This window comes from Sulfitobacter sp. HGT1 (genome assembly GCF_013282155.1).
In the GTDB taxonomy this organism is placed as follows: Bacteria; Pseudomonadota; Alphaproteobacteria; order Rhodobacterales; family Rhodobacteraceae; genus Sulfitobacter.
This window is the reverse complement of the sequence record NZ_BLWI01000011.1, coordinates 90559-117104: the sequence shown is the minus strand read 5'-3', so window position 1 is coordinate 117104 and position 26546 is coordinate 90559. Positions and strand designations below refer to the sequence as shown.

Here is a 26546-nt window from a genome sequence, read left to right as displayed (position 1 = left end):
TTAGTAGCGATAATGCTCTGGCTTGAACGGGCCATCAGCGGATACGCCGATATAGGCCGCTTGTTCGTTGCTCAACTGGGTCAGTTTAACGCCGATCCGTGCAAGGTGCAGACGCGCAACCTTTTCATCCAGATGCTTGGGCAGGATATATACGTCGTTTGTATATTTGCCGGTGTTTTCCCACAGTTCGATCTGTGCCAAAACCTGGTTGGTAAAGGACGCGGACATCACGAAAGACGGGTGGCCAGTCGCGTTACCAAGGTTCAGCAAACGACCCTCGGACAGCAGGATCAGACGGTTGCCCGAAGGCATCTCGATCATGTCGACCTGTTCTTTGATGTTGGTCCATTTGTGGTTCTTCAACGCAGCAACCTGGATTTCATTGTCAAAGTGGCCGATGTTACCAACGATCGCCATGTCCTTCATCTCACGCATATGCTCGATGCGGATCACGTCTTTGTTGCCTGTGGTGGTGATAAAGATGTCGGCAGTTGCCAGTACGTCTTCCAGCAGCACAACTTCGAAACCGTCCATCGCGGCTTGCAACGCGCAGATCGGATCAACTTCGGTGACTTTTACGCGGGCACCGGCACCAGCAAGGGACGCAGCCGACCCTTTACCAACATCACCGTAGCCCATGACGACGGCAACTTTACCGGCCATCATGGTGTCGGTGGCGCGGCGGATGCCGTCGACCAGCGATTCCTTACAGCCGTATTTGTTGTCGAACTTGGACTTGGTGACGCTGTCGTTCACGTTGATCGCAGGGAAGGGCAGCTGGCCTTGCTTGACCAGTTCGTACAGGCGGTGAACGCCGGTTGTTGTTTCCTCGGAAACGCCTTTGATCTGGTCGCGCATTTTGGTGAACCAGCCGGGGCTTGCTTCCATACGCTTTTTGATCTGCGCCTTGATCGCGACTTCTTCTTCGGATTGCGGCACTGCAATCACGTCTTCACCGGCTTCGGCACGGGCACCCAGCAGGATGTACAGTGTCGCATCGCCGCCATCGTCCAGAATCAGGTTCGGGCCTTCGGGGAACATAAAGGATTTATCAAGGTAATCCCAATGCTCTTCCAGCGACTGGCCTTTGATCGCGAATACAGGCGTACCACCGGCAGCAATCGCCGCAGCAGCGTGGTCTTGGGTCGAGAAGATGTTGCACGATGCCCAGCGGACGTCGGCACCAAGCTCAACCAGCGTTTCGATCAGAACAGCGGTCTGGATCGTCATGTGCAGGGATCCAACGATGCGCGCGCCTTTCAGCGGCTTCTTCGTCCCGTATTCCTCGCGCAGCGCCATCAGGCCCGGCATTTCTGTTTCAGCAATATCAAGTTCCTTGCGGCCATATGCAGCAAGGTTAATGTCTTTAACGATATAATCGTTGGCCATTTGGCATCCCTTTTCAAAAGATCGGATATTTGCCACGCGCGTAGCACTTTAAAGCGGCAATCTCAACGATTGATGGGAAGATGCATTAACAAGTGATCTATTTTGCACCATTCCGGCGCTCGGAACCGGGCCGCCCTGCGCATTTCCGGTTCCATGATTGCGGGCTACGTGGGATGAACAGGGCAAAACCGAATGACGGAGGATCATCATGGCGCAGCAACCCCGTGCATGGCAACGCATGCTGTCGGGCCGCAGGCTGGACCTGCTTGACCCCACCCCCGTCGATATCGAGATTGAAGATATCGCGCACGGGTTGGCTTTTGTCGCCCGCTGGAATGGTCAAACCCACGGGGATTACGCCTATTCCGTTGCTGAACATTCGCTGTTGGTCGAAACATTGTTTGCGCGTCTGAATCCGAAATCACCCGCCAAATGGAAGCTGGCCGCACTGCTGCATGATGCGCCGGAATATGTGATCGGCGATATGATTTCACCTGTAAAGGCAGCCGTCGGGCCCGGCTACGGTGCGCTGGATGAGCGGTTAACGGCCGCAATCCACATTCGTTTCGGGCTGCCTGCCGCGATACCAAAGACCGTCAAACAACAGATAAAGAAAGCGGATAAAATCAGCGCCTGGATGGAAGCGACCCAGATCGCAGGGTTTTCAGAAACCGAAGCAACACGGTTTTTTGGCAAACCCGACACCCGCATCATCGAAGATCTGGCAATCGTGCTGCGCCCGCCGGTCGAGACCCGCAATGATTTCACCGCCCGTCACGCGATCCTGCTCAAGGAGATATCATGACCAAAGTCAGACCCCCCATTGCCCTGGATGCCCCCGATATGGCGCGACTGTTGAACGAGATTATCGAGATTGGCGGCACCACCGCAATCACCCGGCCTGTCACGGGGGGTGATCTGAAACAATGGATGGCGTCAAACACGGAGCAAAGCGCGTGGCATGTTGCCTTGGACGAGAATGAAAAGGTCGTCGGCTTTCAATGGATCAGCCCCCATCCCGATTTGCCAGCCGAGGCCTGCGATGTCGCGACATTTGTGCAGGTCGGGCGCACCGGTCTTGGCATCGGGTCGGCGTTGTTTAGCGCCACATCAGCGGCGGCAAAACAGCTGGGCTATGTCTGGATCAACGCAACAATCCGCGCCGATAATTCGGGCGGGCTGACCTATTATCAAAGCCGCGGGTTTCGCGACTGGCATTTTGACGAAGGGGTGTCACTTGCGTCTGGCCAGATCGTCGACAAGATCAGCAAACGATACGACGTTTAGATCCTAACGCGGGCTTCTTTTCGCAAGAATGCGCTGCAATGTCCGGCGGTGCATGTTCAGGCGCCGTGCTGTTTCAGACACGTTGCGATCGCATAATTCATAGACCCGCTGGATGTGTTCCCATTTCACGCGGTCCGCGCTCATCGGGTTTTCGGGGGGCGGGGGCAGGTCATCACCATTCGCCAACAGCGCATTGGTGATGTCATTGGCGTCAGCCGGTTTGGACAGGTAATCCGTTGCGCCGATTTTCACGGCAGCCACCGCAGTCGCAATCGCGCCATATCCGGTTAGCACAACGACCCGCGCGTCAGGGCGTTTCTCGCGCAGAACTTCGACAACATCCAGACCGTTCCCGTCCTCAAGCCGCAGATCAATCACGGCATAAGCTGGGGGGCGGGCTGTTGCGATGGCACGACCCCCGGCGACGGAACCTGCGGTTTCCACCTCGAAGCCGCGTTTTTCCATGGCTTTGGCCAGACGACGCAAGAACGGTTCGTCGTCGTCCACCAAAAGCAAAGTCCGATCATCGCCTAGATCAAGCGCCTGCGTCTCAGCCATGTTGTGCCTCGCTCTTGTCGGGTTGGTCGTCACATTCATAAACAGCTATGTAGTGCTTCTTTGTGCAGGTCAAATTTTCTACTGATTTTCGATGAAGCAGCCGATCTTGTCTGCCATCTGGTCAGGCGACACATCGCGCCGGAAAAAGTCGACAAATCCTTCGCCGGGCATCACCAGATAGCTAAAGGTCGAATGATCAACGAGATAGAACTCATCCTTGGCCTCATGGGCTTTGTAATACGTGCGGTACGCTGCACTTGCCGCTGCGACCTGTTCAGCCGAGCCGGTAAGCCCGATCATCTTTGGGTGCATGTTATCGGCGAATTCGCCAACGGTTTCAGGCGTATCGCGTGCCGGGTCGATCGAGATAAAGACAGGCGTGACCGACATGCCGCGTTCTTCCAGAATATCAATGGCAGTGGCATTGCGCGCAACATCAAGCGGGCAGACATCGGGGCAGAACGTATAGCCGAAATAGATCAGGCTTGGTTCGGTGATCACATCCGTATCGGTCACCGTCTGACCGGCTGAATTCACCAGTTCGAACGGGCCGCCCAAATCACTGTCACCTGCAACGGCAGAGTTCTTGCATTGCGCATATTTGTCATCGCTATCCCCGCCAGTGCCCAGATAAAGGGTCAATGCCATGAAACCGAGCGCCACCACGGCGGCACATATTGCAATTATTCGCGTCATCATCATTCTCCTGCGCCAATTGGGGCTCTTGATCACTGTGTATAGCAGACCTACGCTTGTGTCCTATCTATGCAATGTATCAAGTTGAAAAGATGCGCCAATGACGCAGGCCACAATTACACCCTTGGGCGATCGTACCCGGGCGAACTGGATCAGACTGCGCACAATGATCGTGCTGCGGTGGGTTGCCATCGCCGGACAGTTAACCGCGATAACCGTGGCAGAACGGCTGTTTGGCCTCCAGCTTGAGCTTGGGCTTTGCTATCTGGCTATTGGTGTGTCCGTTGTGGGCAACCTGGTCGCGATCTTTGTATTCCCCGAAAACAAGCGCCTGTCAGAGCGTGAAAACCTGTCGATGGTGCTGTTCGACCTGCTGCAACTGTCGTTTTTACTGTTTCTGACGGGCGGGCTGCACAATCCGTTCTGCTTGCTGCTTTTGGGTCCGGTCACCATTTCAGCAACGACACTTAGCCTGCGATCAACGGTGATTTTGTGCACCACCGCAATCGTTCTTGTCAGCCTGTTGTCGCTGTATCATTTGCCGCTGAAAACCCAGACTGACGGGGTGTTGGTGATCCCGGGTATCTTTGTTTTCGGCCACTGGGTCGCGCTTGTCATCTCGATCCTGTTTTCGACCGCTTATTCCCGTCGGGTTACGACCGAAATCCATTCCATGTCGGACGCGTTGGTTGCCACACAGATGGCACTGGCGCGTGAACAGAAGCTGACCGATCTGGGCGGGGTGGTCGCCGCCGCCGCGCACGAGCTGGGCACCCCGCTGGCAACGATCAAACTGGTCAGCGCAGAGCTGCTGGATGAATTGCAAGACAACCCCGAACTTGCCGAAGATGCCGCGTTGATCCGCGATCAGGCCGATCGGTGCCGCGATATTTTGCGCGACATGGGCCGCGCCGGAAAAGACGATTTGCATCTGAGGCAGGCACCGCTCAGCGCCGTGATAGAAGAGGCCGCTGAACCGCACAAAGACCGTGGAAAAGCGATCGAGTTTTCATTCGGGAAAACCGCAGGTCCGGCGCAAGAGCAACCTTCTATCCTGCGCAAACCCGAAATCATTCACGGTCTGCGCAATTTGATTCAAAACGCCGTCGATTTTGCCGATAGCACAGTCTGGGTCGAAGCGAATTGGACAGATACCCAGGTTTCAGTCCGCATTTTCGATGATGGCAGGGGCTTTCCTCCGCATCTTTTGGGCCGGATCGGTGACCCGTTGATGCGCAGACGCAGGTCACAGCAGACCTCGGCCGAGCGTCCCGAATACGAGGGGATGGGCTTGGGGTTGTTCATTGCGAAAACCCTGCTGGAACGGTCGGGCGCTGAGCTGAGCTTTGCCAATGGATCAGACCGCGCATCACGTGCAGACCGGCGCAGGCTTGGCGCGGTGGTCGAGGTCGTTTGGCCCCGTCGCAAGATTGATGCCGTGTGGGGAGAAACCCAAATCCCGCAGGGCGAAAATATGCCCATCGTTGTCTAGGATCGTCGCGGGCAAACCTCACGTCGGTCAAAAATTAACCATTAGTTAACATTTGAACCGCAAACATTCCGCTACAGTCACAAGGAATGTCGCGTGATCGATCCAATCGATTTCATTTTGATGATATGTTTCGCCATTGTTTCTGGCGGACTTGCCCTTGGCTGGATCAACAGCCCGACAAAACACCAAAATCCACATCACAAAACCGCCGCTGACGATCAGGTTTATCATTTTGATCACGGGGTTTTGCAGTACGCATCCGAAGGGACCCGAAATCTTGTACCGCTCGAAGCCGGATTTCACGAATGGGACGATCTGCGCGAAAAAATACTGGACCGCTTTACCCTTTTTCCAAAACAGCCAAGACTGGAAGGTGCGGGCAGCCTGACCCTTGAGGCAATTGACCTGAACGGGCCAACGCAGATCCATATCAGTTGGGACAATGGCCTCAGCAGGGTCCAGTTTCTTTGCCACGAGGATCACCAGCATGCAGAAGCTTCTGAAAGCAGGATTTTATCCAACGGATTGACCGCCTCTTTGACAGTCCCCGTGTGGCAAGCAACCAAAGACGGCACAGTGCTTTGGTGGAACCCCGCCTACGAAGAATTACATGCGCGGATATTCCCGAACGAAGCTGTCGAGGAAACGCCGCTGTTTACGCCCGAAAGCGCTGCATCATCCCAGCGCGTTTCCCTGCGCGATACCGTTTCAGGCAAGAAAGAATGGTTCGATGTCCAATATCGCGAGGTTGACGGGATGTTGAACTTTCAGGCCATTTGCATCAGCAACCTTGTCCATGCCGAAGAAGCGCAACGCAATTTCGTGCAAACCCTGACCAAGACATTTGCGCAACTGTCTATTGGTCTCGCCATTTTTGATCGCAACGGTCAGCTTGCCCTGTTCAACCCTGCGCTGGTCGATCTTACCGGTCTGCGGGCGGAGTTTTTGAGCGCGAGACCAGCCTTGCAAACCTTCTTTGACCGTCTGCGCGAAACCCGCAAAATGCCCGAACCAAAGAACTATGCCGATTGGCGCACCGCAATCTCTGAACTGGTCAACGCGGCCCATGATGGCAGGTACGAGGACATCTGGTCGCTGGATTCAGGCCAGACCTTTCGCGTAAAGGGGCGCCCGCACCCCGACGGGGCCACCGCATTTCTGATCGAAGACATCAGCGCCGAGGTCAGCCTGACCCGCAATTTCCGCGCCGAGCTTGAGCTGGGGCAATCCATGCTGGACACATTGGACGATGGCATTGCGGTATTTTCCGGCACCGGCATTCTGACATTTTCCAACACGGCCTACCAAAATCTTTGGAAAGTCGACCCAAATACCAGCTTTGCCGATATTACGATCCACGATGCGATCCAGGATTGGAAACGAAAGGCCGCTGAGAATCCGATGTGGTTTGAAATTGAAAATTTCGTGCGCAGTTTCGCAGACCGCAAAAGCTGGAGCATCCCAGTCTATCTGACAGACGGCACCCATATGACCTGCATGATTTCTCCGATTGTTTCAGGGGCGACCCTTATCAGGTTTCACATTATCAAACCCCCCGATGTGGTTGTCCCCCTCAAGCCCTTCCTTGGCTTTCCGCAAGACAGCTAAGCACCGCTTTCACCTTGCAGCGCACCTGCCTGGCCAAGTAGCTTGGGCATATGTCTGACCACACCCTTACCCTTGAGCTGCCAGATGCAGACCACACCAGCCAAGCCGCCCGTAGCCTGGGTGCTGCTTTGGCGGCTGGCGATACAATTTTGCTGACCGGCGATGTCGGGGCGGGCAAAACCCATTTCGCGCGGTCCCTTATCCAGTCGCTGCTGACCGCCCCCGAAGATGTGCCTTCGCCGACGTTCACCCTTGTGCAAACCTATGACACATCCGCCGGCCCGGTTTGGCATGCGGATTTATACCGCCTGACCTCAACATTCGAGATCGAGGAACTGGGCCTTTCAGACGCGTTCGAGGATGCGATTTGTCTGGTGGAATGGCCGGATCGTCTGGGGCCGCTCAAACCTGAAAATGCGTTGAAGATCACGTTGACGACAACCGGCGACGACGGCCGCGTTTTGACGGCAAGCTGGGACGCCGGCAAATGGGGCCCGAAATTGAAAAGCTGGCGCAAATGACACCCCGCAGCACCGCAGCACAAGATTTTATCAAAACCGCCGGATGGGGGGCCGCCACGCAATCCCTGCTGGCCGGCGACGCCTCAAACCGCCGTTATGACCGGCTGACACAGCCCGATGGCACCGCGGCGGTTTTCATGGATGCCCCCGCCGACAAGGGCGAGGACGTCAGACCCTTTGTGCGCATTGCCCAGTTCCTGATCCTGAACGGGCTCAGCGCCCCACGCATTCTGGCGCAGGATACTGAAAACGGGTTTTTGATCATCGAAGACTTGGGCGATGCGCTGTTTGCACGGTTGATGGTCGACACACCCGACATGACCGCCCCGCTTTATACTGCCGCCACCGACATGCTTGTGGCCTTGCACAAAGCGCCACCGCCGGAATTGCCAATCTGCAATTCCGACTGGCTGGTGAGTATGACCGATCTGGCCTTTGGCTGGTATGCAAACGACGAAACCGCATTCGCCGGTTTTGATGCCCTGTTCCGGCCACTGGCCCGGCAGCTTGATCAGGCCGCCCGCGTTGTGATCCTGCGGGATTTCCACGCCGAGAACCTGCTGTGGCTGCCCGACCGGAAAGGCGTTGCGCAAGTCGGTGTGCTTGATTTTCAAGACGCGCTGCTGGGGCATCCGGCCTATGATCTGGTGTCGATCCTTCAGGACGCCCGCCGCGACGTTCCACCCGCGATCGAAGCCGATATGATTGCGCATTACACGAGCGTCACAGGCACAAAGCCTGATGCTTTCAAAAACGCCTATTCCGTTCTTGGCGCGCAGCGCAACCTCCGCATTCTGGGGATTTTCGCGCGGTTGTGTCTGCGGGATGGCAAGGCGCATTATGTTGATTATATCCCGCGGGTCTGGGGCTATTTGCAGCGCAACCTTGATCATCCCGATCTGGCTGAACTGGCCACGTTTCTGGGCAAGACCCTGCCCTATCCCAGCCCCGATTTCCTTGAGGATTTGAAAGCACGATGCGCAACACACCCCACGCCGTGATGATGTTTGCCGCTGGCTTTGGCACGCGGATGAAACATCTGACACATGACCAACCCAAACCGATGGTCAAGGTCGCGGGGCGGCCCCTGATTGATCACGCGCTGGATCTGGCAACGGGTATTGCTCAGGATCGCATTGTCGCGAACCTGCATTACAAACCCGAACCCTTGCTGGCCCATCTTAAGGGGCGCAATGTTCAAACCATTGTTGAACATCCCCAGATCCTCGAGACGGGCGGCGGATTGCGCAATGCATTGCCGTTGTTGGGGGATGATCCGGTTTTCACCATGAACACCGATGCGATCTGGGCCGGACCGAACCCGCTGGCGATGCTGCTAGACGCCTGGAACCCCGACCTCATGGATGCCCTGCTGATCGGAATTCCGACAGGTCAGGCTGTGGGCCATTCCGGCAAGGGTGATTTCATTCTGGGGCAAGACGGGCAGCTTTCCCGGGGAGCCGGGGTGATTTATGGCGGCGTGCAAATCATCAAAACCGGCCTGTTAGAGACTATTCCAGATCAGGCATTTTCCCTGAACCTGCTGTGGGACAAGATGCTGGCCAAAGGCCGCATGTACGGTATCAGCTATACGGGGCAATGGTGTGATGTCGGCCACCCCGAAGGGATCACCCTTGCGGAAACCATGCTAAGGGATGCCAATGTTTGAGCCCTCTGACACGCCACGTATCTTTGGCCTCGCCCCCGGTGTGGATTTCCCCCAAGAGCTGCTGAACGGCCTGCTTGACCGGTTGAACGGCCATCCCCCCCAAGCGATCGGGCGGATTGATCTGGTTGTTAACACCCGCCGGATGCAGCGCCGCCTGCGCGAGCTTTTCGACAAAGGCCCCGCCAGCCTGCTGCCGCGCATTCATCTGATTGATAACCTTGATACCCTGTCGTCCGGCATCGCCCTTCCCCGCCCCAGCCCGGCGCTGCGGCGACGGTTGGAACTGATCACGCTGGTTTCAAAACTGCTGGATCAAGCGCCCGAATTGGCCCCGCGCGCATCGCTTTATGACCTGTCCGACAGTCTGGCTGGCCTGATCGACGAAATGCAGGGCGAAGGCGTCCCGGTCGAGGCGGTCACCAATCTGGATGTCAGTGACCAGTCGGGGCATTGGGAACGCGCCAAGCAATTCCTGGACATCGCCCATCGTTATCTTGGGGAAAGTGTCACCCGCCCCGACCCGCGCGCGCGTCAGCGCCAAGTCGCAGCGCAACTGATTGCCAGCTGGGCAGAAACACCACCCCAACACCCCGTGATCGTTGCGGGGTCAACCGGATCACGCGGGACATCCGCCCTGTTGATGCAAGCGGTTTCGCGGTTGCCGCAGGGCGCTATCATCTTTCCTGGTTTTGATTTCGACATGCCCGGCAATGTCTGGACAGATCTGGGCGACGATCAGGAAAAGCTGTCGCAGGATCATCCGCAATACCGGTTTCGCGACATGTTGCGTGCGCTTGATATGTCGCACAGGCATGTCACCGCCTGGACAGACAGGCAGCCCCCGTCGCCCGAACGCAATGCCTTGGTTTCCTTGTCACTGCGCCCTGCCCCCGTCACCCACGTCTGGCTTACCGAAGGGCCCAAATTGCCGGACCTTCAGGCCGCGACCCAAGGGCTGACGCTGATCCAGGCCCCGACCCCCCGCGCCGAAGCGATTGCGATTGCGCTGCGCTTGCGGAAAGCCGTCGAAGACGGGCAGACCGCTGCGCTGATCACGCCGGACCGGATGTTGTCGCGGCAGGTCACATCGGCGCTGGACCGCTGGAATATTGTGCCCGATGACAGTGCCGGATCGCCCTTGCACCTGTCGCCCCCCGGCCGTTTCCTGCGCCACATTGCCGATCTGTTCGTGCGCAAGCTGGATTCAGAGGCGCTGCTGACCATCCTGAAACATCCGCTGACCCACAGCGGCGGCGACCGCAACCTGCATCAGCTCAACACCCAACGGCTGGAATTGCAGCTACGCCGCGACGGCCTGCCCTATCCTGACGCCGAAGGTATCCTGCGGTTGGCGCGCAAATCGGTCGCCCGTTCGCCGGACCCTGATCAAATGGATGTCTGGGCGACCTGGGTCGGCCAAAGCTTTGCCGATCTTGAGGGCACGGGCGACGGCCCTCTTGAGGCGTGGGTGGCGCAGCATCTGAGCCAGGCCGAAACAATCGCCAACGGATCAAACCCCACAAGGGAAAGCCGGCTGTGGCACCATACGTCGGGCGAAGAAGCCAGCAAGGTCATGACCAATCTGGCGGAAAATGCGGAATATGGCGGTGACATGTCTGCGTCGGACTATGCCGATCTGGTCGGTGCCCTCCTGCAAAGCGGCGAGATCAGGGAACGTGATGCACCGCACCCCCATGTGATGATCTGGGGCACGATGGAGGCCCGCGTTCAGGGTGCCGATCTGATCATCATGGGTGGTCTGAACGACAGTACCTGGCCCGAGGCACCGCCGCCAGATCCGTGGTTGAACCGCCAGATGCGGCTAAAGGCCGGATTGCTGTTGCCCGAACGGCGCATCGGGTTGTCTGCGCATGATTACCAGCAATCCATCGCCGCGCCCGAAGTCTGCCTGACCCGCGCCATCCGGTCGGACGAGGCTGAAACCGTGCCATCCCGCTGGCTGAACCGCCTGGGCAACCTGCTAAACGGCTTGCCCGATCAGGGGGGTGATGCGGCGTGGAAGGCGATGATCAAACGCGGCGATCACTGGCTTGAACAGGCTCGCGCCCTTGAAACGGTGACCCGCGTCGCCCCTGCTACGCGGCCTTCGCCACGGCCACCACGTGCTGCGCGGCCCCATGCCTTGTCAGTGACGGAAATCAAGCGACTGATCCGCGACCCTTACGCGGTTTATGCCAAACACAGCCTGAAACTGCGGGCCCTTAATCCGCTGGTTCAATCGCCTGATGCCCCAGTGCGCGGCATCATCGTTCACGAGATCATGGAGCGGTTCATCAAATCCGTATCCGCAAACCCTGCAAATCTGACGAAATCCCACTTGTTAGAGACTGCCGCGCAGGTTCTGGAAGTCGAAGCCCCCTGGCCTGCCGCCCGCGTCATGTGGCTGACCAAAATTGAACGCATCGCGGATTGGTTTGTGGAAAACGAGATCAAACGCCAAAGCTATTCCAGCCCCGCCGCCTTTGAAAAAGCCGCTAAGGGCAGCCACAGCTTTGCCGATCTTGGCTTTACCCTCACCGGCTTTGCCGACCGGATCGACCGGACGGATGATGGTGAGATCCTGATTTATGATTACAAAACCGGCGCACCGCCCAGCAAGGCCGAACAAAAAGCATTTGATAAACAACTGCTGCTTGAGGCCGCGATGGTCGAGGAAGGCGGCTTCAAACAGATCGGTGTCGCCCGTGTTGCCAATGCCGCCTATATCGGGCTCGGCAGCAATCCGGTTGAGCTTTCTGCCCCGCTAGAGGAAGAGCCCCCGCACGAGGTTCTGGCCAAGCTGCATGCGTTGATGACCAGCTATTTGTCGGATGATCAGGGGTTCACATCGCGCCGCATGGTGAAAACCACCGATTTCGCAGGTGATTACGATCAGCTTGCCCGTTTTGGCGAATGGGATGGCACGAATGACCCCGTTCCAGAGGATCTGACATGACATCGGAATTTGATGATGCAACCCGCGCGCAAATTGATGCCGCCCGGCCCGATGCGTCAACATGGTTGGGTGCGAATGCGGGGTCCGGCAAGACACGGGTGTTGACCGACCGTGTCGCACGTCTGCTGTTGAACGAAGTCGAACCACAGCACATTTTGTGCCTGACCTATACCAAGGCCGCCGCGTCAGAGATGCAGAACCGGTTGTTCAAACGCTTGGGCGCTTGGGCGATGCTCAAGGATAATGATCTGCGCGCGTCATTGGCTGAACTGGGCGTGACCGATGCCTTCACCCCCGAAAAGCTGCGCATGGCACGCACGCTGTTTGCCCGCGCGATTGAAACCCCCGGCGGGCTGAAAATTCAAACGATCCACTCGTTCTGCGCCTCTTTGCTGCGACGGTTTCCGCTTGAGGCCGGGGTAAGCCCGCAATTCACCGAAATCGAAGACCGCGCTGCTGATCTGCTGCGGGCCGAGATCGTGGATAAAATGGTCGAAGGTGATGACGCGGAGCATGTGATTGCTTTGGCCCGGCATTACACCGGCGAGGATTTCAGCAAGCTGACCAGCGCCATTGTCGGTGAACGCGAAGGGTTCGAGGTGCCGTTGGCCTGGGGTGACGTGCTGGCGCTGTTTGATCAAGCCCCTGACCTGACCCCCGAAACCATCGCATCGTCGGTATTTTTGGGATCAGAGGCCGCCATCATCGACGAGATGATCGCCGCCATGAAAGACAAATCCGTCACCGACCAGAAAAACGCGGAAAAGCTGCGGTCGATTGGCGCGCTCGACATCACCGCCCTGCCCGTTCTTGAGGGGGTCTTTCTAACCGGCGGTTCAGCCGCGTCACCGTTTAGCGCGAAAATTGGCACCGTGCCAACCAAGGCCACACAAAAGGTTTTGTCGCATATCATGCCACAGATCGACGATCTGATGGCGCGGGTTGAAACTGCCCGTAATGCGCGGCTTTCGCTTAAAGCGGCGCAAAAGACGTTTGTTCTGCACCAATTCGCCCATGCGTTCCTGAAACGCTATGCGCTTGAGAAACAAAAACGCGGCTGGCTGGATTTCGACGATCTGATCCTTAAAGCGCGGGCATTGCTGACCGACCCCACCGTTGCTGCATGGGTTTTGTACCGCATTGATGGCGGCATCGACCATATTCTGGTGGACGAAGCGCAAGACACCAGCCCGCGTCAATGGGACGTGATCGAACGGCTGACAGACGAATTTTACAGCGGCGATGGTGCCAACGAGGGCGATGCGCGCACCTTGTTCGTCGTGGGCGATAAAAAGCAGTCGATCTATTCCTTCCAAGGGGCTGACCCACGGGAATTCGATCACAAGCAAACCCTTTTTGAAGGCAAGATCACCGATGCCGGACAGGTATTCCAACGACGCAGTCTGGATTATTCGTTCCGGTCGTCATCGGCGATTTTGCAACTGGTCGATACCAGTTTCATCCCCCATGCCAGCGCCGGCTTTGCAGCAGATAGCCAACATATTGCGTTCAAATCCGCCCTGCCCGGCCGTGTTGATCTATGGCCTTTGGTCGAAAAATCAGAAGAACCGGATGATCGCGAATGGTCCGATCCCGTCGACCAGCAATCGGGTCACCATCACACGGTCGTGCTGGCAGATAAAATCGCGGCGCAGATCAAAACCCTGATCGAAGGGGATCATTATCTTCCTGTCGATGCGGAAACACCGGGCGGGTTTGAACGGCGGCGCATTCGGGCGGGTGATTTCCTAATCCTTGTCCAGCGGCGCAGCGCCCTGTTTTCCGAGATCATTCGCGCCTGCAAAACCGCTGGCTTGCCCATTGCGGGTGCGGACCGCCTGAAGGTTGGTGCCGAACTTGCGGTCAAGGATCTGGCGGCGCTGCTGTCGTTTCTGGCCACACCCGAAGACAGCCTGTCACTGGCCACGGCGCTGAAATCGCCCTTGTTCGGGTGGTCCGAACAGATGCTGTTCAAGCTGTCGCATTACCGAACCCAAGACCACCTTTGGCAGGCTTTACGCGATAATCCTGATTACCCCGAAACCGTCGAAATCTTGCGTGATTTACGCGACAAAGTTGATTTTCTGCGGCCATATGACCTGATCGAGCGGATTTTGACGCGTCACGAGGGCCGGAAAAAATTGCTGGCGCGTTTGGGACCCGAGGCAGAAGACGGCATTAACGCGATGCTTTCCCAGGCGCTGTCTTATGAACGCGGCGCGATCCCCAGCCTGACCGGGTTTCTGGTGTGGATGCAGACCGACGACCTCGAGATCAAGCGCCAGATCGACAATGCCTCTGATCAGATCAGGGTGATGACGGTGCACGGCGCAAAGGGGCTTGAGGCACCGATCGTGATCCTGCCCGACACCGGCAAACGCAATCTTGTGATCCGCGACGAGATTATCAAAATGGGCGAAACTCCCGTTTGGAAAATGTCGGATACCGATATGCCGAACGCCATGCGCGCAGCGCTTGAGGCACGCAAAGACCGGGAACGCGACGAGCGGTTGCGGTTGCTCTATGTGGCGATGACGCGGGCGGAAAAATGGCTGATCGTCGCCGCCGCCGGTGAGCTGCCAAAGGATGACAGCAGTTGGTACCAGATGATCGGTGCTGCAATGGGTCAGGCCGGCGCTGTACCGGTTGGAAAGAACGGGAAACTGCGCTTTGAATATGGTGATTGGGATGAGCTGCCCATTCGGGACCAACGGTTTGAGACGCCAAAGCGCCCCTTATTAGAGCCTATTTTCCTCGAAAAACTCGACAAAGTTCCGCAGCGTTTCGCAACGATATCACCCTCTAACCTCGGGGATGCCAAGGCGCTTGCCGGCGAGGACGGGATGACCGAAGCAGAGGCCAAAGCATATGGCAACCTTGTCCACAAACTGCTTGAAACCATGCCCGCCTTGCAAAGCGATCTGTGGGATGACCAGCTGCGCAGCATCAGCGACGGCTATGACCCCGCAACAGCCAACCGCACCCTTCAAGAAGCTGTGGGCGTGATGACCAAGCCAGAGATCGCACATATCTTTGCGCCTGATGCCCTGGTCGAGGTGCCGGTTACCGCGACGATCCCCCTGGGTCGCATTCACGGAACGATTGACCGGTTGCTGGTGACCGATACCGACGTGCTGGCGATTGATTACAAGACGAACCGCGTTGTGCCGACCACGCCTGCCGCCTGCCCCGGTGGGATTTTGCGCCAGATGGGTGCTTATGCCGCAGCGCTGGCGCAGGTATTCCCAAACCACCGTATTCGCACTGCAATTTTATGGACGCGGGGTGCGACCTTGATGGAACTGCCCGACGATCTGATCACAAATGCCTTGTCCCGCGCTGTCGATCTTGACGAAGTCACGGCGGCTACATAGGTTCCCACTCTAATCATTCCTTGTGCAGGAGAGCATCATGGCCACGGTCGCAGTCACAGACGCAACATTCGACGCTGAAGTTAAAAATTCCGATATCCCCGTTGTGGTGGATTTCTGGGCAGAATGGTGTGGCCCATGTAAGCAGATCGGCCCATCGCTGGAGGAGCTTTCTGCTGAGATGGACGGCAAGGTAAAGATCGTCAAAGTAAACGTTGACGAAAACCCCAACAGCCCAGCGCAAATGGGTGTTCGCGGCATTCCGGCCTTGTTCATCTTTAAAGGTGGCGAAGTTGTTTCGAACCTGTCCGGCGCACGCCCAAAAGGCCAGATCCAAAGCTGGATCGAAGAGTCGATCTAAACCTGATCTGAGTTCAGTTTTTCAAAGGGCGTGCCGGAAACGGTGCGCCCTTAATCTATGGGCCAGTCAAATCGCCGGAACCGCGCGGCGATCTTGCCATAAACATCATCCCGCCCTGCGTTGATGCTTTGGTCTTGCCAGAACCAGTACAGGTATTTCGCATAGTCAGGGCGATGGGTTTGTACCTGGGCAAAGCTGTCTGCCAGCCTGTCCATATCTGCGCGCACGGCAATGTGGTGAAAATCAATATCGCCAAACAGCAGCGCCGGTTTGCCAAAGAAATATCCGGCAAAGGCAACGCTGGAATTCTGGCTGACAACGTAATCACAGGTTTGCAGCAGCGGGATCATATCACCCACATCCACGCGCAAACGCGGGTATTTCCGCTCCAGCGCCTCAAGCGCGGCAATTTCGGTATCGGTATAGGTTTCGGTCGGGTGGATCGTCGCAATCACCTGACGGGTTTTGTCATGGGCCAGACAGTGTTCGACCATCGCGATCGGACTGCACGACTGGAAAGACCGATGCTCGGTCAGGTGCCCTTGCAGGGGAATATAGACAAAACCGTCACGGGACGTGGTTCGGGGGGCATTCTGGTACTGGCGCTTTTGCCAGAACTCATAGAATTGCGCAGCCTCTGGCCCAGAAATCAGCGCCGGATCGAATGCAGATTTGGCAACATCCCATTCCCAGCGCTGGGCCGACCCGTCAATTTGCCAGAACGGGTATTCATAGACGCGCCGGAATACCAAGCCACGCTTTTCCGGCGGCGGCTTCATATGGCTTAAAACATAGGTGTCGTTGCTGCGATCTGTATCGCCATGGTCGCGATATTCGACCCTGAACCCCGCAGATTCCAGCACCAACGCCATTTTTGCGATGAACGGATGCTCACCCAAGGCCGCCGCCTGTCGCAGGTCTGGTTCGAGGTGAAAATGCAGATGATGTGCGTCGCTCATAGGGGCAGGCTAGCCTTGGCAAGTCTGTGCCACAAGTGGCGGCACCCTTGTCCCCCGCGTTTTCGGGGACCATATAGAAGATCAAAGAAGGAGACCGCGCATGTCTAGCCAAGAATTCCCCGGATGGCACGGGACCACGATCATCGGCGTCAAGAAAGACGGAGAGGTGGTCATTGCAGGCGACGGTCAGGTCAGTCTGGGCCAAACCGTGATCAAGGGTACCGCGCGCAAGGTGCGCAGGTTGAACCCCGGCGGTTTTGACGTGGTGGCAGGTTTTGCCGGATCAACAGCAGATGCATTTACCTTGCTGGAACGGCTTGAGGTCAAGCTTGAGGCAACGCCGGGGCAGCTGGCGCGCGCAAGCGTCGAGTTGGCGAAAGACTGGCGGACTGACAAATACCTGCAAAAGCTTGAAGCGATGTTGATTGTCACCGACGGTACCGAATTGCTGATCATCACAGGTGCCGGCGACGTGCTTGAACCTGAACATAACGTGGCTGCCATCGGGTCGGGCGGAAACTATGCGCTGGCCGCAGCCCGCGGCATGATGGACAGCGACCGCGATGCCGAAGCTGTCGCGCGTGACGCAATGAAGATCGCAGCGGACATCTGCGTTTACACAAATGGCAACCTCACGGTGGAGAAAATCAAACCATGACCGATCTAACCCCCCGCGAAATCGTATCCGAACTTGACCGGTTCATTATTGGCCAGAATGACGCGAAACGCGCGGTTGCCGTGGCCTTGCGCAACCGCTGGCGCCGCAAGCAGTTGGGCGACGACCTGCGCGACGAAGTGTACCCCAAGAACATCCTGATGATCGGGCCCACAGGCGTTGGTAAAACCGAGATCAGCCGCCGCTTGGCCAAGCTGGCCCGCGCGCCGTTCCTGAAGGTTGAAGCCACCAAATTCACCGAAGTCGGCTATGTCGGGCGCGATGTTGAACAGATCATCCGCGATCTGGTTGACAGCGCCATCCTAATGACCCGCGAACATATGCGCGAAGACGTCAAAGCCAGCGCCCACAAGGCTGCCGAAGAACGTGTGATTGATGCCATCGCCGGTGAAGACGCCCGCGAAGGCACCCGCGAGATGTTCCGCAAAAAGCTGAAATCAGGCGAGCTGGACGCCACGATGATCGACCTTGAGGTAAGCGATACCTCCAGCCCGTTCCCGACCATGGATATCCCCGGTCAGCCCGGCGCTGGCATGGGCATGATGAACCTGGGCGACCTGTTTGGCAAAGCCATGGGCGGCCGCAAGACAAAGAAGCGGCTTTCCGTATCGGAAAGCTATGAAATCCTGATCAGCGAAGAGGCTGATAAACTGCTGGATGACGAAACGGTAAACCGTGCGGCGATTGATGCGGTCGAACAGAACGGCATCGTGTTTCTGGACGAGATCGACAAGGTTTGCGCGCGCTCTGACGCGCGTGGCGGTGATGTGTCCCGCGAAGGGGTGCAGCGCGATTTGCTGCCGTTGATCGAAGGCACGACCGTTTCGACAAAATATGGGCCGGTGAAAACCGACCACGTCTTGTTCATCGCCTCGGGGGCGTTTCATATTGCGAAACCGTCTGATTTGCTGCCTGAATTGCAGGGTCGTCTGCCGATCCGGGTTGAATTGCGCGCCCTGACCGAAAACGACTTCGTGCGCATTCTGACAGAGACCGACAACGCGCTAACCCTGCAATACACCGCGCTGATGGGCACCGAGGAAGTGGAAGTGTCCTTTACCGAAGACGGTATCAAAGCGCTGGCCAAGATCGCGGCAGATGTGAACCATACCATCGAAAACATCGGGGCGCGGCGGCTTTATACTGTGATGGAGCGGGTGTTCGAAGAACTGTCGTTTAGCGCACCGGATCGCAGCGGTGAAAAGATCGTCGTCAACGGTGATTTCGTCGAAAAGAACCTGGGCGAACTGTCGCGGTCCACCGATCTGTCGCGCTACGTGCTTTAACGCTTTCCATTTCACCATGCGCCTGAGAATGATGGCGCATGGTTTATCTTCAGTTTATCCGCGCCAATTGGCTGTTTTTATTGGCTGGTTTTCTGCTGACCTTTACGTCTTCCTATGGGCAGACCTATTTCATCTCGCTTTTCGCAGGCGAGATTAAGGGCGAATTCGGCCTGAGCGATGGTCAATGGGGCGGTATTTACACCATCGGCACGACGCTTTCGGCGATCACGATGGTCTGGGCGGGGGTTCTGACAGACCGGTTTCGTGTGCGCCGTTTGTCATTCTGGGTGATGATCGCGCTGGCAACGGCCTGTCTGGCGATGGCCACTGTGCCCAATTGGATCGCGCTGATCTTTGTGATCTACGCGCTGCGCCTGACCGGACAGGGGATGATGTCCCAACTGGGGTCCGTCGCCATGGTGCGCTGGTTCGAAGCGACGCGGGGCAAGGCGCTGTCGCTGTCGTCTATGGGTTTTGCAGCGGGGCAGGCGATCTTGCCAGTTGTCTTTGTGGCCTTGTTCGCCAGTTTTCACTGGCGCAGCCTGTGGATGCTGGCCGCCGCGCTTGTGCTGATCACCATGCCGGTAATGCTGATGCTGCTACGTCAGGAACGCACCCCGCAATCCATGGCCGAGACCACGCAAAGGACAGGGATGGACGGGCTGCACTGGACGCGGATGCAAATGATGCGTCACGGGCTGTTCTGGCTCATGATCCCGATGATTATCGGGCCTGCTGCCTGGGGAACGGCGCTGTTCTTCCAGCAGGTCCACCTGACCGAGGTCAAAGGCTGGACGCTGGTCAGTTTTGTCGCCCTGTTGCCGCTTTATACCGTGACATCCGTGATCTCGACCTTTGTTTCGGGTTGGGCGGTAGACCGTTTTGGTGTCAACCGTGTGACGCCCGTGCAAATGCTGCCCTTTGCCCTTTCATTCGCAGTGCTGGCCTATGCCGATACGATCGTCATGGCGGGCGTCGGGCTGATGATATTCGGCGTCGGGCAGGGGATGCAGGCCACTGCAACATCCGTGTTCTGGGCAGAGTTTTACGGCACGCGCTATATCGGGTCGATCAAGGCGGTCGCAGCGGCGTTGATGGTGTTCGGATCGGCAATCGGGCCGGGCGTTACCGGCCTGTTCATTGATTTGGGCGTGGATTTCCCTGAACAGATGATCCCGATTGCGATCTATTATGTGATCGCCGCTGCCATGGCGACGACTGGCATCCTGAAATACCAAGGCAGGCTAGGCCGATTTCAGCGGTGACGCCTCAGATAGACGTAATAAGCGCCGCCGCCGCCGTGGCTGATATGGGCCTGACTGACCTGCAACACAGCACTGGCCAACGGTGCCATCGACAGCCATTGCGGCACCTGATGGCGCAAGACCCCGTGCCGCACGGGGATTGGCCCGCCTTCGTCGCGCATTTTGCCTTTGCCGGTGATCACCAGCACCAGACGTTTGCCGTTTTTATGCGCGTTCAGAATGAACCGCGTCAGGGCAGGGTGGGCACGATCCAATGTCATGCCATGCAGATCGATCCGGCCTTCGGGGCTTAGCTTGCCACGTTTCAACCGCGTAAAGGCTTTGCTGTCCATCTGGACAGGGGCCTTGCGGATCTGATCTGGCAGGGACGGCATCAGGTCGTGGGTAGACCGGCGCGGTTTGGGCTTGGGTTTGCCCAGAATAACCGACGTCGTTTTGCGGATCTGCGGTGCGCTGGGCGCGGGCGCATCAATTTCGGGGCGGAAAAGCTGGTTCATGTCCAGTTTCTCTGTCCGTTCGGTCACTTTCTGCCACAGCGACAGGTCATCCTTGTTCAACCGCTTCCGGGTCATAAGAGGGGCTCTGACAGCAGGGCATAGGCGCGTTGGATTGGCATCAAGACCATCATCCGCCCGGGATCGCGCAGCTTGCCGGCAGCCCGGCCCGCTTTGTCGCCCGTCCCAAAGAAGATATCCGCACGTTGGGCCCCTTTGATCGCTGATCCGGTATCCTGGGCGATCATCAACCGGTGCAGCGGTTTCTTACCTTCCTTTTCAATCCAGACTGGCGCGCCAAGGGGGACAAACTTTGGGTCAACCGCAACGGTCCGCATATCGGTAACAGACCGGTTCATCGCGCCAAGCGGCCCCTTGTCTGCGGGCACTTGGCTGACCTCGCGAAAGAAAACATATGACGGGTTGTGATACAGCAAATCGCGCCCGTCTTCGGGGTTACGGCGCACCCAGTTCTTGATGACTTGGGCGCTGACCTGATGGGCATCATAGACACCGCGCCGCACCAGTTCGACACCAATGGACCGATAGGGATGCCCGTTTGCGCCACGGTATCCGACACGGATATATTGCCCGTCTGGCAGACGAATACGGCCAGACCCTTGGATTTGCAGGAAAAACAACTCAACGGGATCATCGACATAGGCAATCTCGAGGCCGCGGCCCTTCATCACGTCTGTGTCCAGAATATCCCTGCGGGGCAGCCAGGGGTTGTTCGTTTTCGCCTCGTCCGGCATGGAATAGATCGGATATTTATACCGCGATGACGGGTAGAGATCACCGTCAAGTTCAGGTTCGAAATAGCCGGTAAACATCGCCTCTGCGCCGTCTTCGATCAGCACGGGGCGAAAAAACAGCTCAAAGAACTGGCGCGGTTCAGGTTCGGCTTCGGCGAATTTGCACAGATTGCGCCAATCCACGTCTTTCATGTCGCGGCAGGTGTTCAGAAACGTCGTCAGCGCGGCCGCGTGGTCATCGGTTTCCCAAGCGGCCAGCTGGTCGTAATCCATGATGGTATAGGTCACGTCTGCAAAAGCGGGCGGCACCGTTAGGCCCGCCCACAGCATTGTACCCGCACAGGCACGAATTAACCGTCTGTAGAAACGAGCAGCCAATTTGGATCATCCGAGCCCATGACCCGCGAGAATACCCACGTGTCTTTTTGACGTTTCACTTCGGTCGGGCTCCCTTCGACAACATTGCCGTCCTGGTCTTTCACAACCGAAGTCATTTCAGCAACGAAACGAATGGTCAGGTCAGCCTCGTTGGTGGCTTTGTCCATTGTCGCGCTGTCCAGTTCCATTTCGCGAATGCCAATGAAATGGGATTCAACAGTCAGGCCCTGATCTTCGCGGGCGGCAACACCGTCCACAAAGCTTTCGTAGATTTCTTCGGACAGGAACGGTTTGATTTCGTCCAGATTGCCATGCTCGTACCCCATGACGATCATCTCATAGGCACCGCGGGCACCGCCCAGAAAATCGCTGACGCCAAAGGAGGGTTCGACGCGCTTCATATCGGCCAGAGCGATTGCAGTGTCAGACCCTTCGGGAGCGTGATCCGTGATGTCCAGATCGGGGCCGCCCTCGATGACTTCGAATGCGGGACCGGCAGGTTTTTTCGGAGACACGTCGACCTCGGGTGTTTTTTCAAACCCGTCGCGTGTGCCCAAGGCGTTTTTCAAACGCAAGATCAGGAATACCGCAATGCCGGCAAGCACCAGAAGCTGTATCATAGGCGAATTCATAGGAACCTCTTGGTGAGAAACATGGAAACGTCGTGTCGTTGCCCTTATGTAGGGTGTGAACCGGGCCAAGTCCACTCTGGCCCTTATGAAAGGACCCGCGACATGTGGTTGTTTTTGGCATTTCTTGCCGTACCATTGATTGAAATCGCTTTGTTTATCCAAGTAGGTGGGGCAATTGGCCTCGGCTGGACGCTTGCGATTGTTGTTTTGACGGCCCTTATCGGCACGTCATTGATGCGCACACAGGGGGCGATGGCAATGAGCCAGATCAAATCCTCCCTTTCCGAAGTCCGCGATCCGACTGAACCGCTGGTAAACGGCGCGATGATCCTGTTTGCCGGCGCATTGTTGCTGACGCCGGGGTTTTTCACCGACGCCCTTGGCTTTGCCCTGTTGGTACCGGGTATTCGGCGGGCTGCATTTCAGGCCATGCGGTCGCGCGTCAAGGTCAGCGGCTCCATGAGCTTTAGCGGCGGGTTTACCAACACCCGAAAAGAACCACACCGGCCCATGCAAGGTGATGTGATTGACGGCGAATACCACGAATTGTCCGAAGACGAAAAGAAAGCCCAGCATCCATCGGGTTGGACAAAGCATTGAGCGCCGCCGCCAGGTCTGATAAAGCCAGCAAAACGCATTTTTTACCCTCAAGGAGCCCGCAACATGGCTGAAGAAGCAGCACCACAACCGACACAAGCAGCCCAGCCGCAAATGCGCATTTTGGGTCAGTTCATTCGCGACATGTCGTTCGAGAACATCATGGCGCAAAAAGGGGCACCAAGTGATGTGCAGCCTGACGTTCAGGTTCAGGTAAATCTGGACGCCAAAAAGCGTTCGGCAGACAACCAGTATGAATCTGCAATCAAGTTGCAGGTCACATCAAAGGCTAAAGACGGCGACGCCATGCTGTTCCTGTTGGAAATCGACTATGTCGGCATTTTCCACATCGAAGGTGTGCCAGAAGACCAGATGCACCCGTTCTTGCTGATCGAATGCCCACGGATGATCTTCCCGTTCCTGCGCCGCGTTGTCAGCGACATCACGCGCGATGGTGGTTTCCCGCCGCTGAACCTGGAAAACATTGATTTTGTTGCGCTTTACCGCAATGAAATCGCACGCCGTCAGGCCGAGAATCCCCCAAAAGCCGACGCCTAAAGCGTCTTCCACACCGCGCCGTCGCCCAGCTTGCTGACAAACTCAGCATGGGCGGCGGCCTCGTCCTGCGAAATCCGCGAGGGCAGGGGATTGGGCCGCGGCTTTGGCGTCCACTCCACCGACATATCACCGGCCCTGCGCTCCGGCTTGGTTGACAGACCAAAGTCAGGCTGACGCCCGCCGATCAGTTCCAGATAAACTTCGGCCAGAATTTCACTGTCCAGCAACGCGCCGTGAAGCGTTCGTGACGTGTTGTCGATGCCAAAACGGCGGCACAACGCATCCAGCGACGCGGGTGATCCGGGAAACCGCTTGCGGGCAATCGCCAGCGTATCCAACGCTTGTTCCCAAGGGATAAGGGGCAACCCCATCCATCTCAGCTCCGCATTCAGAAACTTGATATCGAATGCAGCGTTATGGATGATCAGCTTGGAATCTCCGATAAAATCAAGAAATCTTTGCCCGATCTGCGCGAACTTGGGCTTATCACGCAAAAAGTCGTCACCAAGCCCGTGCACCTGAAACGCCTCGTCCGGCATGCTGCGTTCGGGGTTGATATATTGATGATAGGTTTCGCCCGTGGCCACGTGACCCATCAGTTCAACCGCACCAATTTCGACAATCCGGTCGCCGCTTTCGGGGTCAAATCCGGTGGTTTCGGTATCCAGAACGATCTCACGCATGGTTCATTTTTCCTTTGATATCGTCGATAATGGCCAGCACCTGGGCGCGGGCATGGTCAAGGGTATCAGTCTCGATCACGTAGTCGGAAAGCGCACATTTCTGGTCATTCGGCATCTGTTTGGACCGGATATTCTCGAACTGTTCCAAGGTCATCGTCCCGCGCGCCATCACGCGTTCCTGCTGGGTTTCTGCCGAAACAGTGACACATGCAACCGCATCCATATTTTTATTGCCGCCGGTTTCAAAGATCAGCGGAATATCCAGTACAACAATGTCCGAAGGTGCCTGCGCCAGAAACGCGGCACGGTCCTGACCGACCAGCGGATGCACAATCGCTTCGATCTTTTTCAATGCTCCCGGGTTCTGGCCGATGATCGCCTTGAGCGCGGGGCGCGAAACGGCACCGTCGATCACAGCCTCAGGAAATGCCTCTTTAAAGGCGGGCACGGCCGCGCCGCCCTTGGCATATAAACGGTGCACTGCGGCGTCGGCATCCCAAACGGCGCATCCCGCCTCTGCGAACATGGCGGCGGTTGTCGATTTACCCATCCCGATTGAACCGGTCAAACCTAGCAGAAACATCAGCGCAGCGCCGCCGCACGGGTGGCGCGGTCAATCTCGGGGCGGGTACCGAACCAGCGTTCAAATCCGGGAACCGCCTGATGCAAAAGCATACCCAACCCGTCCACGGTCACGCAGCCAACTTCTTCGGCTGTCAGAAGCAGGTTCGTCTTGAGCGGCGCATAAACCAGATCGGTCACAACAGTCTGCTTGCGCAACCCGTCCAGCGGCACACGCAATTCCGGCTTGCCGACCATCCCGAGCGAGGTTGTGTTTACCAAAAGGGCGGCATGATCCAGCATATTCCCGGCCTGCACCCAATCATAGACGGTCACACGGGGCCCAAAGACTGTTTTCAAATTATCCGCACGCACCCGCGTCCGGTTGGACAAAAGGATTTCAGGCACGCCTGCGTCCAGCAGCGATGCAATAACGGCGCGCGCGGCCCCGCCGGCACCAAATATCGCTGCGGGCCCAGCCTTTGGGTCCCAATCGGGCGCGCCGCTTTTCAGGTTTTCCAAAAACCCGTAACCATCTGTATTATCGCCTTGAATCTTGCCGTCGGCGCGAAAAATAAGTGTATTTACCGCCCCGATCAAAGCTGCGCGATCCGTGATTATATCGACAATCTCCATCACTGCTTCTTTATGCGGAACAGTGATATTTGCGCCGACGAACCCCATTTTCGGCAGGGTGCGCAACACCTGTTCCAGATCCTCAGCCGCAACATCCATAGGGATGTAAGCGCCCTGAATCCCCAGATTTTTCAGCCAATGGCCATGAATTTGGGGTGATTTTGAATGTGCTATTGGCGATCCGATCACGCCAGCAAGCGGAATTTTTGGCAAAGTCATGCGGGCAGGTCTCCCCTGATCGTTAGGTAGTTAATAAGCTCAATCAGCGGCAATCCTAGGACATTAAAGTAATCCCCTTCAATGCCACTGAACAGGCGCACACCCTCTTCCTCAAGTTTATATGAACCCACAGCATGTTGGATGCTATCCCAGTTTCGTTCAACGTAGTCGGCAATATAGGCGTCAGACGCATCGCGCATGCGCAACCGGACCTGACCCACGTGACGCCAGATCGGTTTGCCATCCTCTACGATAACGGCTGCTGACAGCAGGCTATGGCGATCCCCGCGCAATCCGGTCAGCTGTTCGATCGCGTCCTGGGGTGTTTTCGGCTTGTTTAACAGCTTTCCACGATGATCAAGCACCTGATCGCAGCCCAGAACCAAGGCACCGGGGTTCTTGTCACTGACCCTGCGGGCTTTCATCTCCGCCAGAGAGTCAGCGATATCACGGGGCGGGGCCCCTTCGGAAAGCAAGGCAGCTTTGATCATTTGTTCATCAATCCGCGCGACGCTGACCTGATGCGGGATGTTTGCCTGCTGCAACAACTGCGCCCGGATGGAGGAGCCGGAGGCAAGGATGAGGGTCTGAACCATGTGGATAACCTGTGTGCGATGTTAAGGAGTTTTTAAGGACTTATCCCCGAGAATGCGAGGGCAAGCACGTTGCCACGGGATATCCGTGAATTCCGCTGCGACTATCCCGATTTATGCGGGGTAGGATAAGGATAACTTTGCAAAGCCCTGGATCGCGTTTATAACAAGATTATCCACAGTCTTGTACAGTAGCATCACTTGATTATTTTACATTAAACATCTGTTATATATATATTATTTTTGGCACTTTGATATTTCTCGTTCATCTGTGATCTAAACGTTAACAAGTGGATAACCACTCGTATATCTCGTTAATCCACAGAAAATCGCCTCCCTACTTACA

At 56.8% G+C, this 26546-nt stretch carries 26 protein-coding genes; 15 read left to right on the top strand and 11 right to left on the bottom strand.

Annotated features, from left to right (window positions below):
• The gene (gene ahcY / locus HGT1_RS12770) at window positions 1-1389 is read right to left on the bottom strand and encodes an adenosylhomocysteinase (RefSeq protein ID WP_176250339.1); all 1389 of its coding nucleotides are present in this window, start codon (window positions 1387-1389) and stop codon (window positions 1-3) included.
• 208 nt (window positions 1390-1597) lie between these two features.
• Between ahcY and HGT1_RS12765 the strand changes: the two genes are divergently transcribed.
• A complete protein-coding gene (locus HGT1_RS12765) occupies window positions 1598-2194 on the top strand; it encodes an HD domain-containing protein (protein ID WP_176250338.1) in 597 nt (198 codons plus the stop codon).
• On the top strand, window positions 2191-2676 hold the full coding sequence (locus HGT1_RS12760) for a GNAT family N-acetyltransferase (RefSeq protein WP_176250337.1): 486 nt from the start codon (window positions 2191-2193) through the stop codon (window positions 2674-2676). Before HGT1_RS12765 ends, HGT1_RS12760 begins: the two co-directional genes overlap by 4 nt.
• 3 nt (window positions 2677-2679) lie before the next feature.
• Here the strand turns inward: HGT1_RS12760 and HGT1_RS12755 are convergent, their stop codons facing one another.
• A complete protein-coding gene (locus HGT1_RS12755) occupies window positions 2680-3234 on the bottom strand; it encodes an ActR/PrrA/RegA family redox response regulator transcription factor (protein ID WP_176250336.1) in 555 nt (184 codons plus the stop codon).
• A 78-nt stretch (window positions 3235-3312) separates the two neighbouring features.
• A complete protein-coding gene (locus tag HGT1_RS12750; RefSeq protein WP_176250335.1) occupies window positions 3313-3930 on the bottom strand; it encodes an SCO family protein in 618 nt (205 codons plus the stop codon).
• Window positions 3931-4030: 100 nt separating this feature from the next.
• Between HGT1_RS12750 and regB the strand changes: the two genes are divergently transcribed.
• From regB to trxA, 8 genes are all read left to right on the top strand, one after another.
• Window positions 4031-5422 carry a sensor histidine kinase RegB gene (regB, locus tag HGT1_RS12745; RefSeq protein WP_176250334.1) on the top strand — a complete coding sequence of 464 codons (1392 nt, stop codon included), beginning with the start codon at window positions 4031-4033 and terminating at the stop codon, window positions 5420-5422.
• 93 nt (window positions 5423-5515) lie between these two features.
• Window positions 5516-7030 carry a PAS-domain containing protein gene (locus HGT1_RS12740; RefSeq protein WP_176250333.1) on the top strand — a complete coding sequence of 505 codons (1515 nt, stop codon included), beginning with the start codon at window positions 5516-5518 and terminating at the stop codon, window positions 7028-7030.
• Window positions 7031-7080: 50 nt separating this feature from the next.
• Window positions 7081-7551, top strand: a complete 471-nt coding sequence (gene tsaE, locus HGT1_RS12735) for a tRNA (adenosine(37)-N6)-threonylcarbamoyltransferase complex ATPase subunit type 1 TsaE (protein ID WP_176250332.1) — start codon at window positions 7081-7083, stop codon at window positions 7549-7551.
• Window positions 7548-8552, top strand: coding sequence for a phosphotransferase (locus tag HGT1_RS12730; RefSeq protein ID WP_176250443.1), 1005 nt, complete (start codon window positions 7548-7550; stop codon window positions 8550-8552). The genes tsaE and HGT1_RS12730 overlap by 4 nt, the downstream gene beginning before the upstream one ends.
• Window positions 8528-9220 carry a nucleotidyltransferase family protein gene (locus HGT1_RS12725; protein ID WP_176250331.1) on the top strand — a complete coding sequence of 231 codons (693 nt, stop codon included), beginning with the start codon at window positions 8528-8530 and terminating at the stop codon, window positions 9218-9220. The genes HGT1_RS12730 and HGT1_RS12725 overlap by 25 nt, the downstream gene beginning before the upstream one ends.
• A complete protein-coding gene (addB, locus tag HGT1_RS12720; protein WP_176250330.1) occupies window positions 9213-12176 on the top strand; it encodes a double-strand break repair protein AddB in 2964 nt (987 codons plus the stop codon). Before HGT1_RS12725 ends, addB begins: the two co-directional genes overlap by 8 nt.
• The gene (addA, locus tag HGT1_RS12715) at window positions 12173-15550 is read left to right on the top strand and encodes a double-strand break repair helicase AddA (protein WP_176250329.1); all 3378 of its coding nucleotides are present in this window, start codon (window positions 12173-12175) and stop codon (window positions 15548-15550) included. Before addB ends, addA begins: the two co-directional genes overlap by 4 nt.
• A gap of 37 nt (window positions 15551-15587) precedes the next feature.
• Window positions 15588-15908 (top strand): thioredoxin, encoded by a 321-nt coding sequence (trxA, locus tag HGT1_RS12710; RefSeq protein ID WP_176250328.1) that lies wholly within the window; start codon window positions 15588-15590, stop codon window positions 15906-15908.
• A gap of 50 nt (window positions 15909-15958) precedes the next feature.
• Here the strand turns inward: trxA and HGT1_RS12705 are convergent, their stop codons facing one another.
• Window positions 15959-16867 carry a hypothetical protein gene (locus HGT1_RS12705; protein WP_176250327.1) on the bottom strand — a complete coding sequence of 303 codons (909 nt, stop codon included), beginning with the start codon at window positions 16865-16867 and terminating at the stop codon, window positions 15959-15961.
• A 100-nt stretch (window positions 16868-16967) separates the two neighbouring features.
• Here HGT1_RS12705 and hslV point away from each other — a divergent pair, with 100 nt between their 5' ends.
• Genes hslV through HGT1_RS12690 form a run of 3 tightly spaced genes read left to right on the top strand, consistent with a single transcriptional unit; the run spans window position 16968 to window position 20094 of the window.
• Window positions 16968-17525: an ATP-dependent protease subunit HslV gene (hslV, locus tag HGT1_RS12700; protein WP_176250326.1), complete on the top strand. Its 558-nt coding sequence runs from the start codon at window positions 16968-16970 to the stop codon at window positions 17523-17525.
• Window positions 17522-18829, top strand: a complete 1308-nt coding sequence (gene hslU / locus HGT1_RS12695) for an ATP-dependent protease ATPase subunit HslU (protein WP_176250325.1) — start codon at window positions 17522-17524, stop codon at window positions 18827-18829. Before hslV ends, hslU begins: the two co-directional genes overlap by 4 nt.
• 38 nt (window positions 18830-18867) lie before the next feature.
• Window positions 18868-20094 (top strand): MFS transporter, encoded by a 1227-nt coding sequence (locus tag HGT1_RS12690; RefSeq protein ID WP_176250324.1) that lies wholly within the window; start codon window positions 18868-18870, stop codon window positions 20092-20094.
• Here HGT1_RS12690 and HGT1_RS12685 read toward each other — a convergent pair.
• Genes HGT1_RS12685 through HGT1_RS12675 form a run of 3 tightly spaced genes read right to left on the bottom strand, consistent with a single transcriptional unit; the run spans window position 20085 to window position 22353 of the window.
• On the bottom strand, window positions 20085-20666 hold the full coding sequence (locus tag HGT1_RS12685; protein ID WP_176250323.1) for a Smr/MutS family protein: 582 nt from the start codon (window positions 20664-20666) through the stop codon (window positions 20085-20087). The two genes, HGT1_RS12690 and HGT1_RS12685, sit on opposite strands and share 10 nt — an antisense overlap.
• Window positions 20663-21673, bottom strand: a complete 1011-nt coding sequence (locus HGT1_RS12680) for a murein transglycosylase A (RefSeq protein ID WP_176250442.1) — start codon at window positions 21671-21673, stop codon at window positions 20663-20665. The genes HGT1_RS12685 and HGT1_RS12680 overlap by 4 nt, the downstream gene beginning before the upstream one ends.
• 20 nt (window positions 21674-21693) lie before the next feature.
• Complete coding sequence (locus HGT1_RS12675) at window positions 21694-22353, bottom strand: Tim44/TimA family putative adaptor protein (protein ID WP_176250322.1); 660 nt, start codon at window positions 22351-22353, stop codon at window positions 21694-21696.
• Window positions 22354-22455: 102 nt separating this feature from the next.
• Between HGT1_RS12675 and HGT1_RS12670 the strand changes: the two genes are divergently transcribed.
• Window positions 22456-22953, top strand: a complete 498-nt coding sequence (locus HGT1_RS12670; protein WP_176250321.1) for an FxsA family protein — start codon at window positions 22456-22458, stop codon at window positions 22951-22953.
• A 63-nt stretch (window positions 22954-23016) separates the two neighbouring features.
• Complete coding sequence (gene secB / locus HGT1_RS12665) at window positions 23017-23508, top strand: protein-export chaperone SecB (RefSeq protein ID WP_176250320.1); 492 nt, start codon at window positions 23017-23019, stop codon at window positions 23506-23508.
• On the opposite strand, the gene dnaQ is transcribed toward secB, so the two are convergent.
• Genes dnaQ through HGT1_RS12645 form a run of 4 tightly spaced genes read right to left on the bottom strand, consistent with a single transcriptional unit; the run spans window position 23505 to window position 26203 of the window.
• Window positions 23505-24191 (bottom strand): DNA polymerase III subunit epsilon, encoded by a 687-nt coding sequence (gene dnaQ, locus HGT1_RS12660; protein ID WP_176250319.1) that lies wholly within the window; start codon window positions 24189-24191, stop codon window positions 23505-23507. The two genes, secB and dnaQ, sit on opposite strands and share 4 nt — an antisense overlap.
• A complete protein-coding gene (gene coaE / locus HGT1_RS12655) occupies window positions 24184-24774 on the bottom strand; it encodes a dephospho-CoA kinase (protein ID WP_176250318.1) in 591 nt (196 codons plus the stop codon). The genes dnaQ and coaE overlap by 8 nt, the downstream gene beginning before the upstream one ends.
• A complete protein-coding gene (locus tag HGT1_RS12650; RefSeq protein WP_176250317.1) occupies window positions 24774-25607 on the bottom strand; it encodes a shikimate dehydrogenase in 834 nt (277 codons plus the stop codon). The genes coaE and HGT1_RS12650 overlap by 1 nt, the downstream gene beginning before the upstream one ends.
• Entirely contained in the window at window positions 25604-26203 is a 600-nt protein-coding gene (locus tag HGT1_RS12645; RefSeq protein ID WP_176250316.1) for a nucleoside triphosphate pyrophosphatase, read from the bottom strand. Before HGT1_RS12645 ends, HGT1_RS12650 begins: the two co-directional genes overlap by 4 nt.
• Between the last annotated feature and the right edge of the window lie 343 nt (window positions 26204-26546).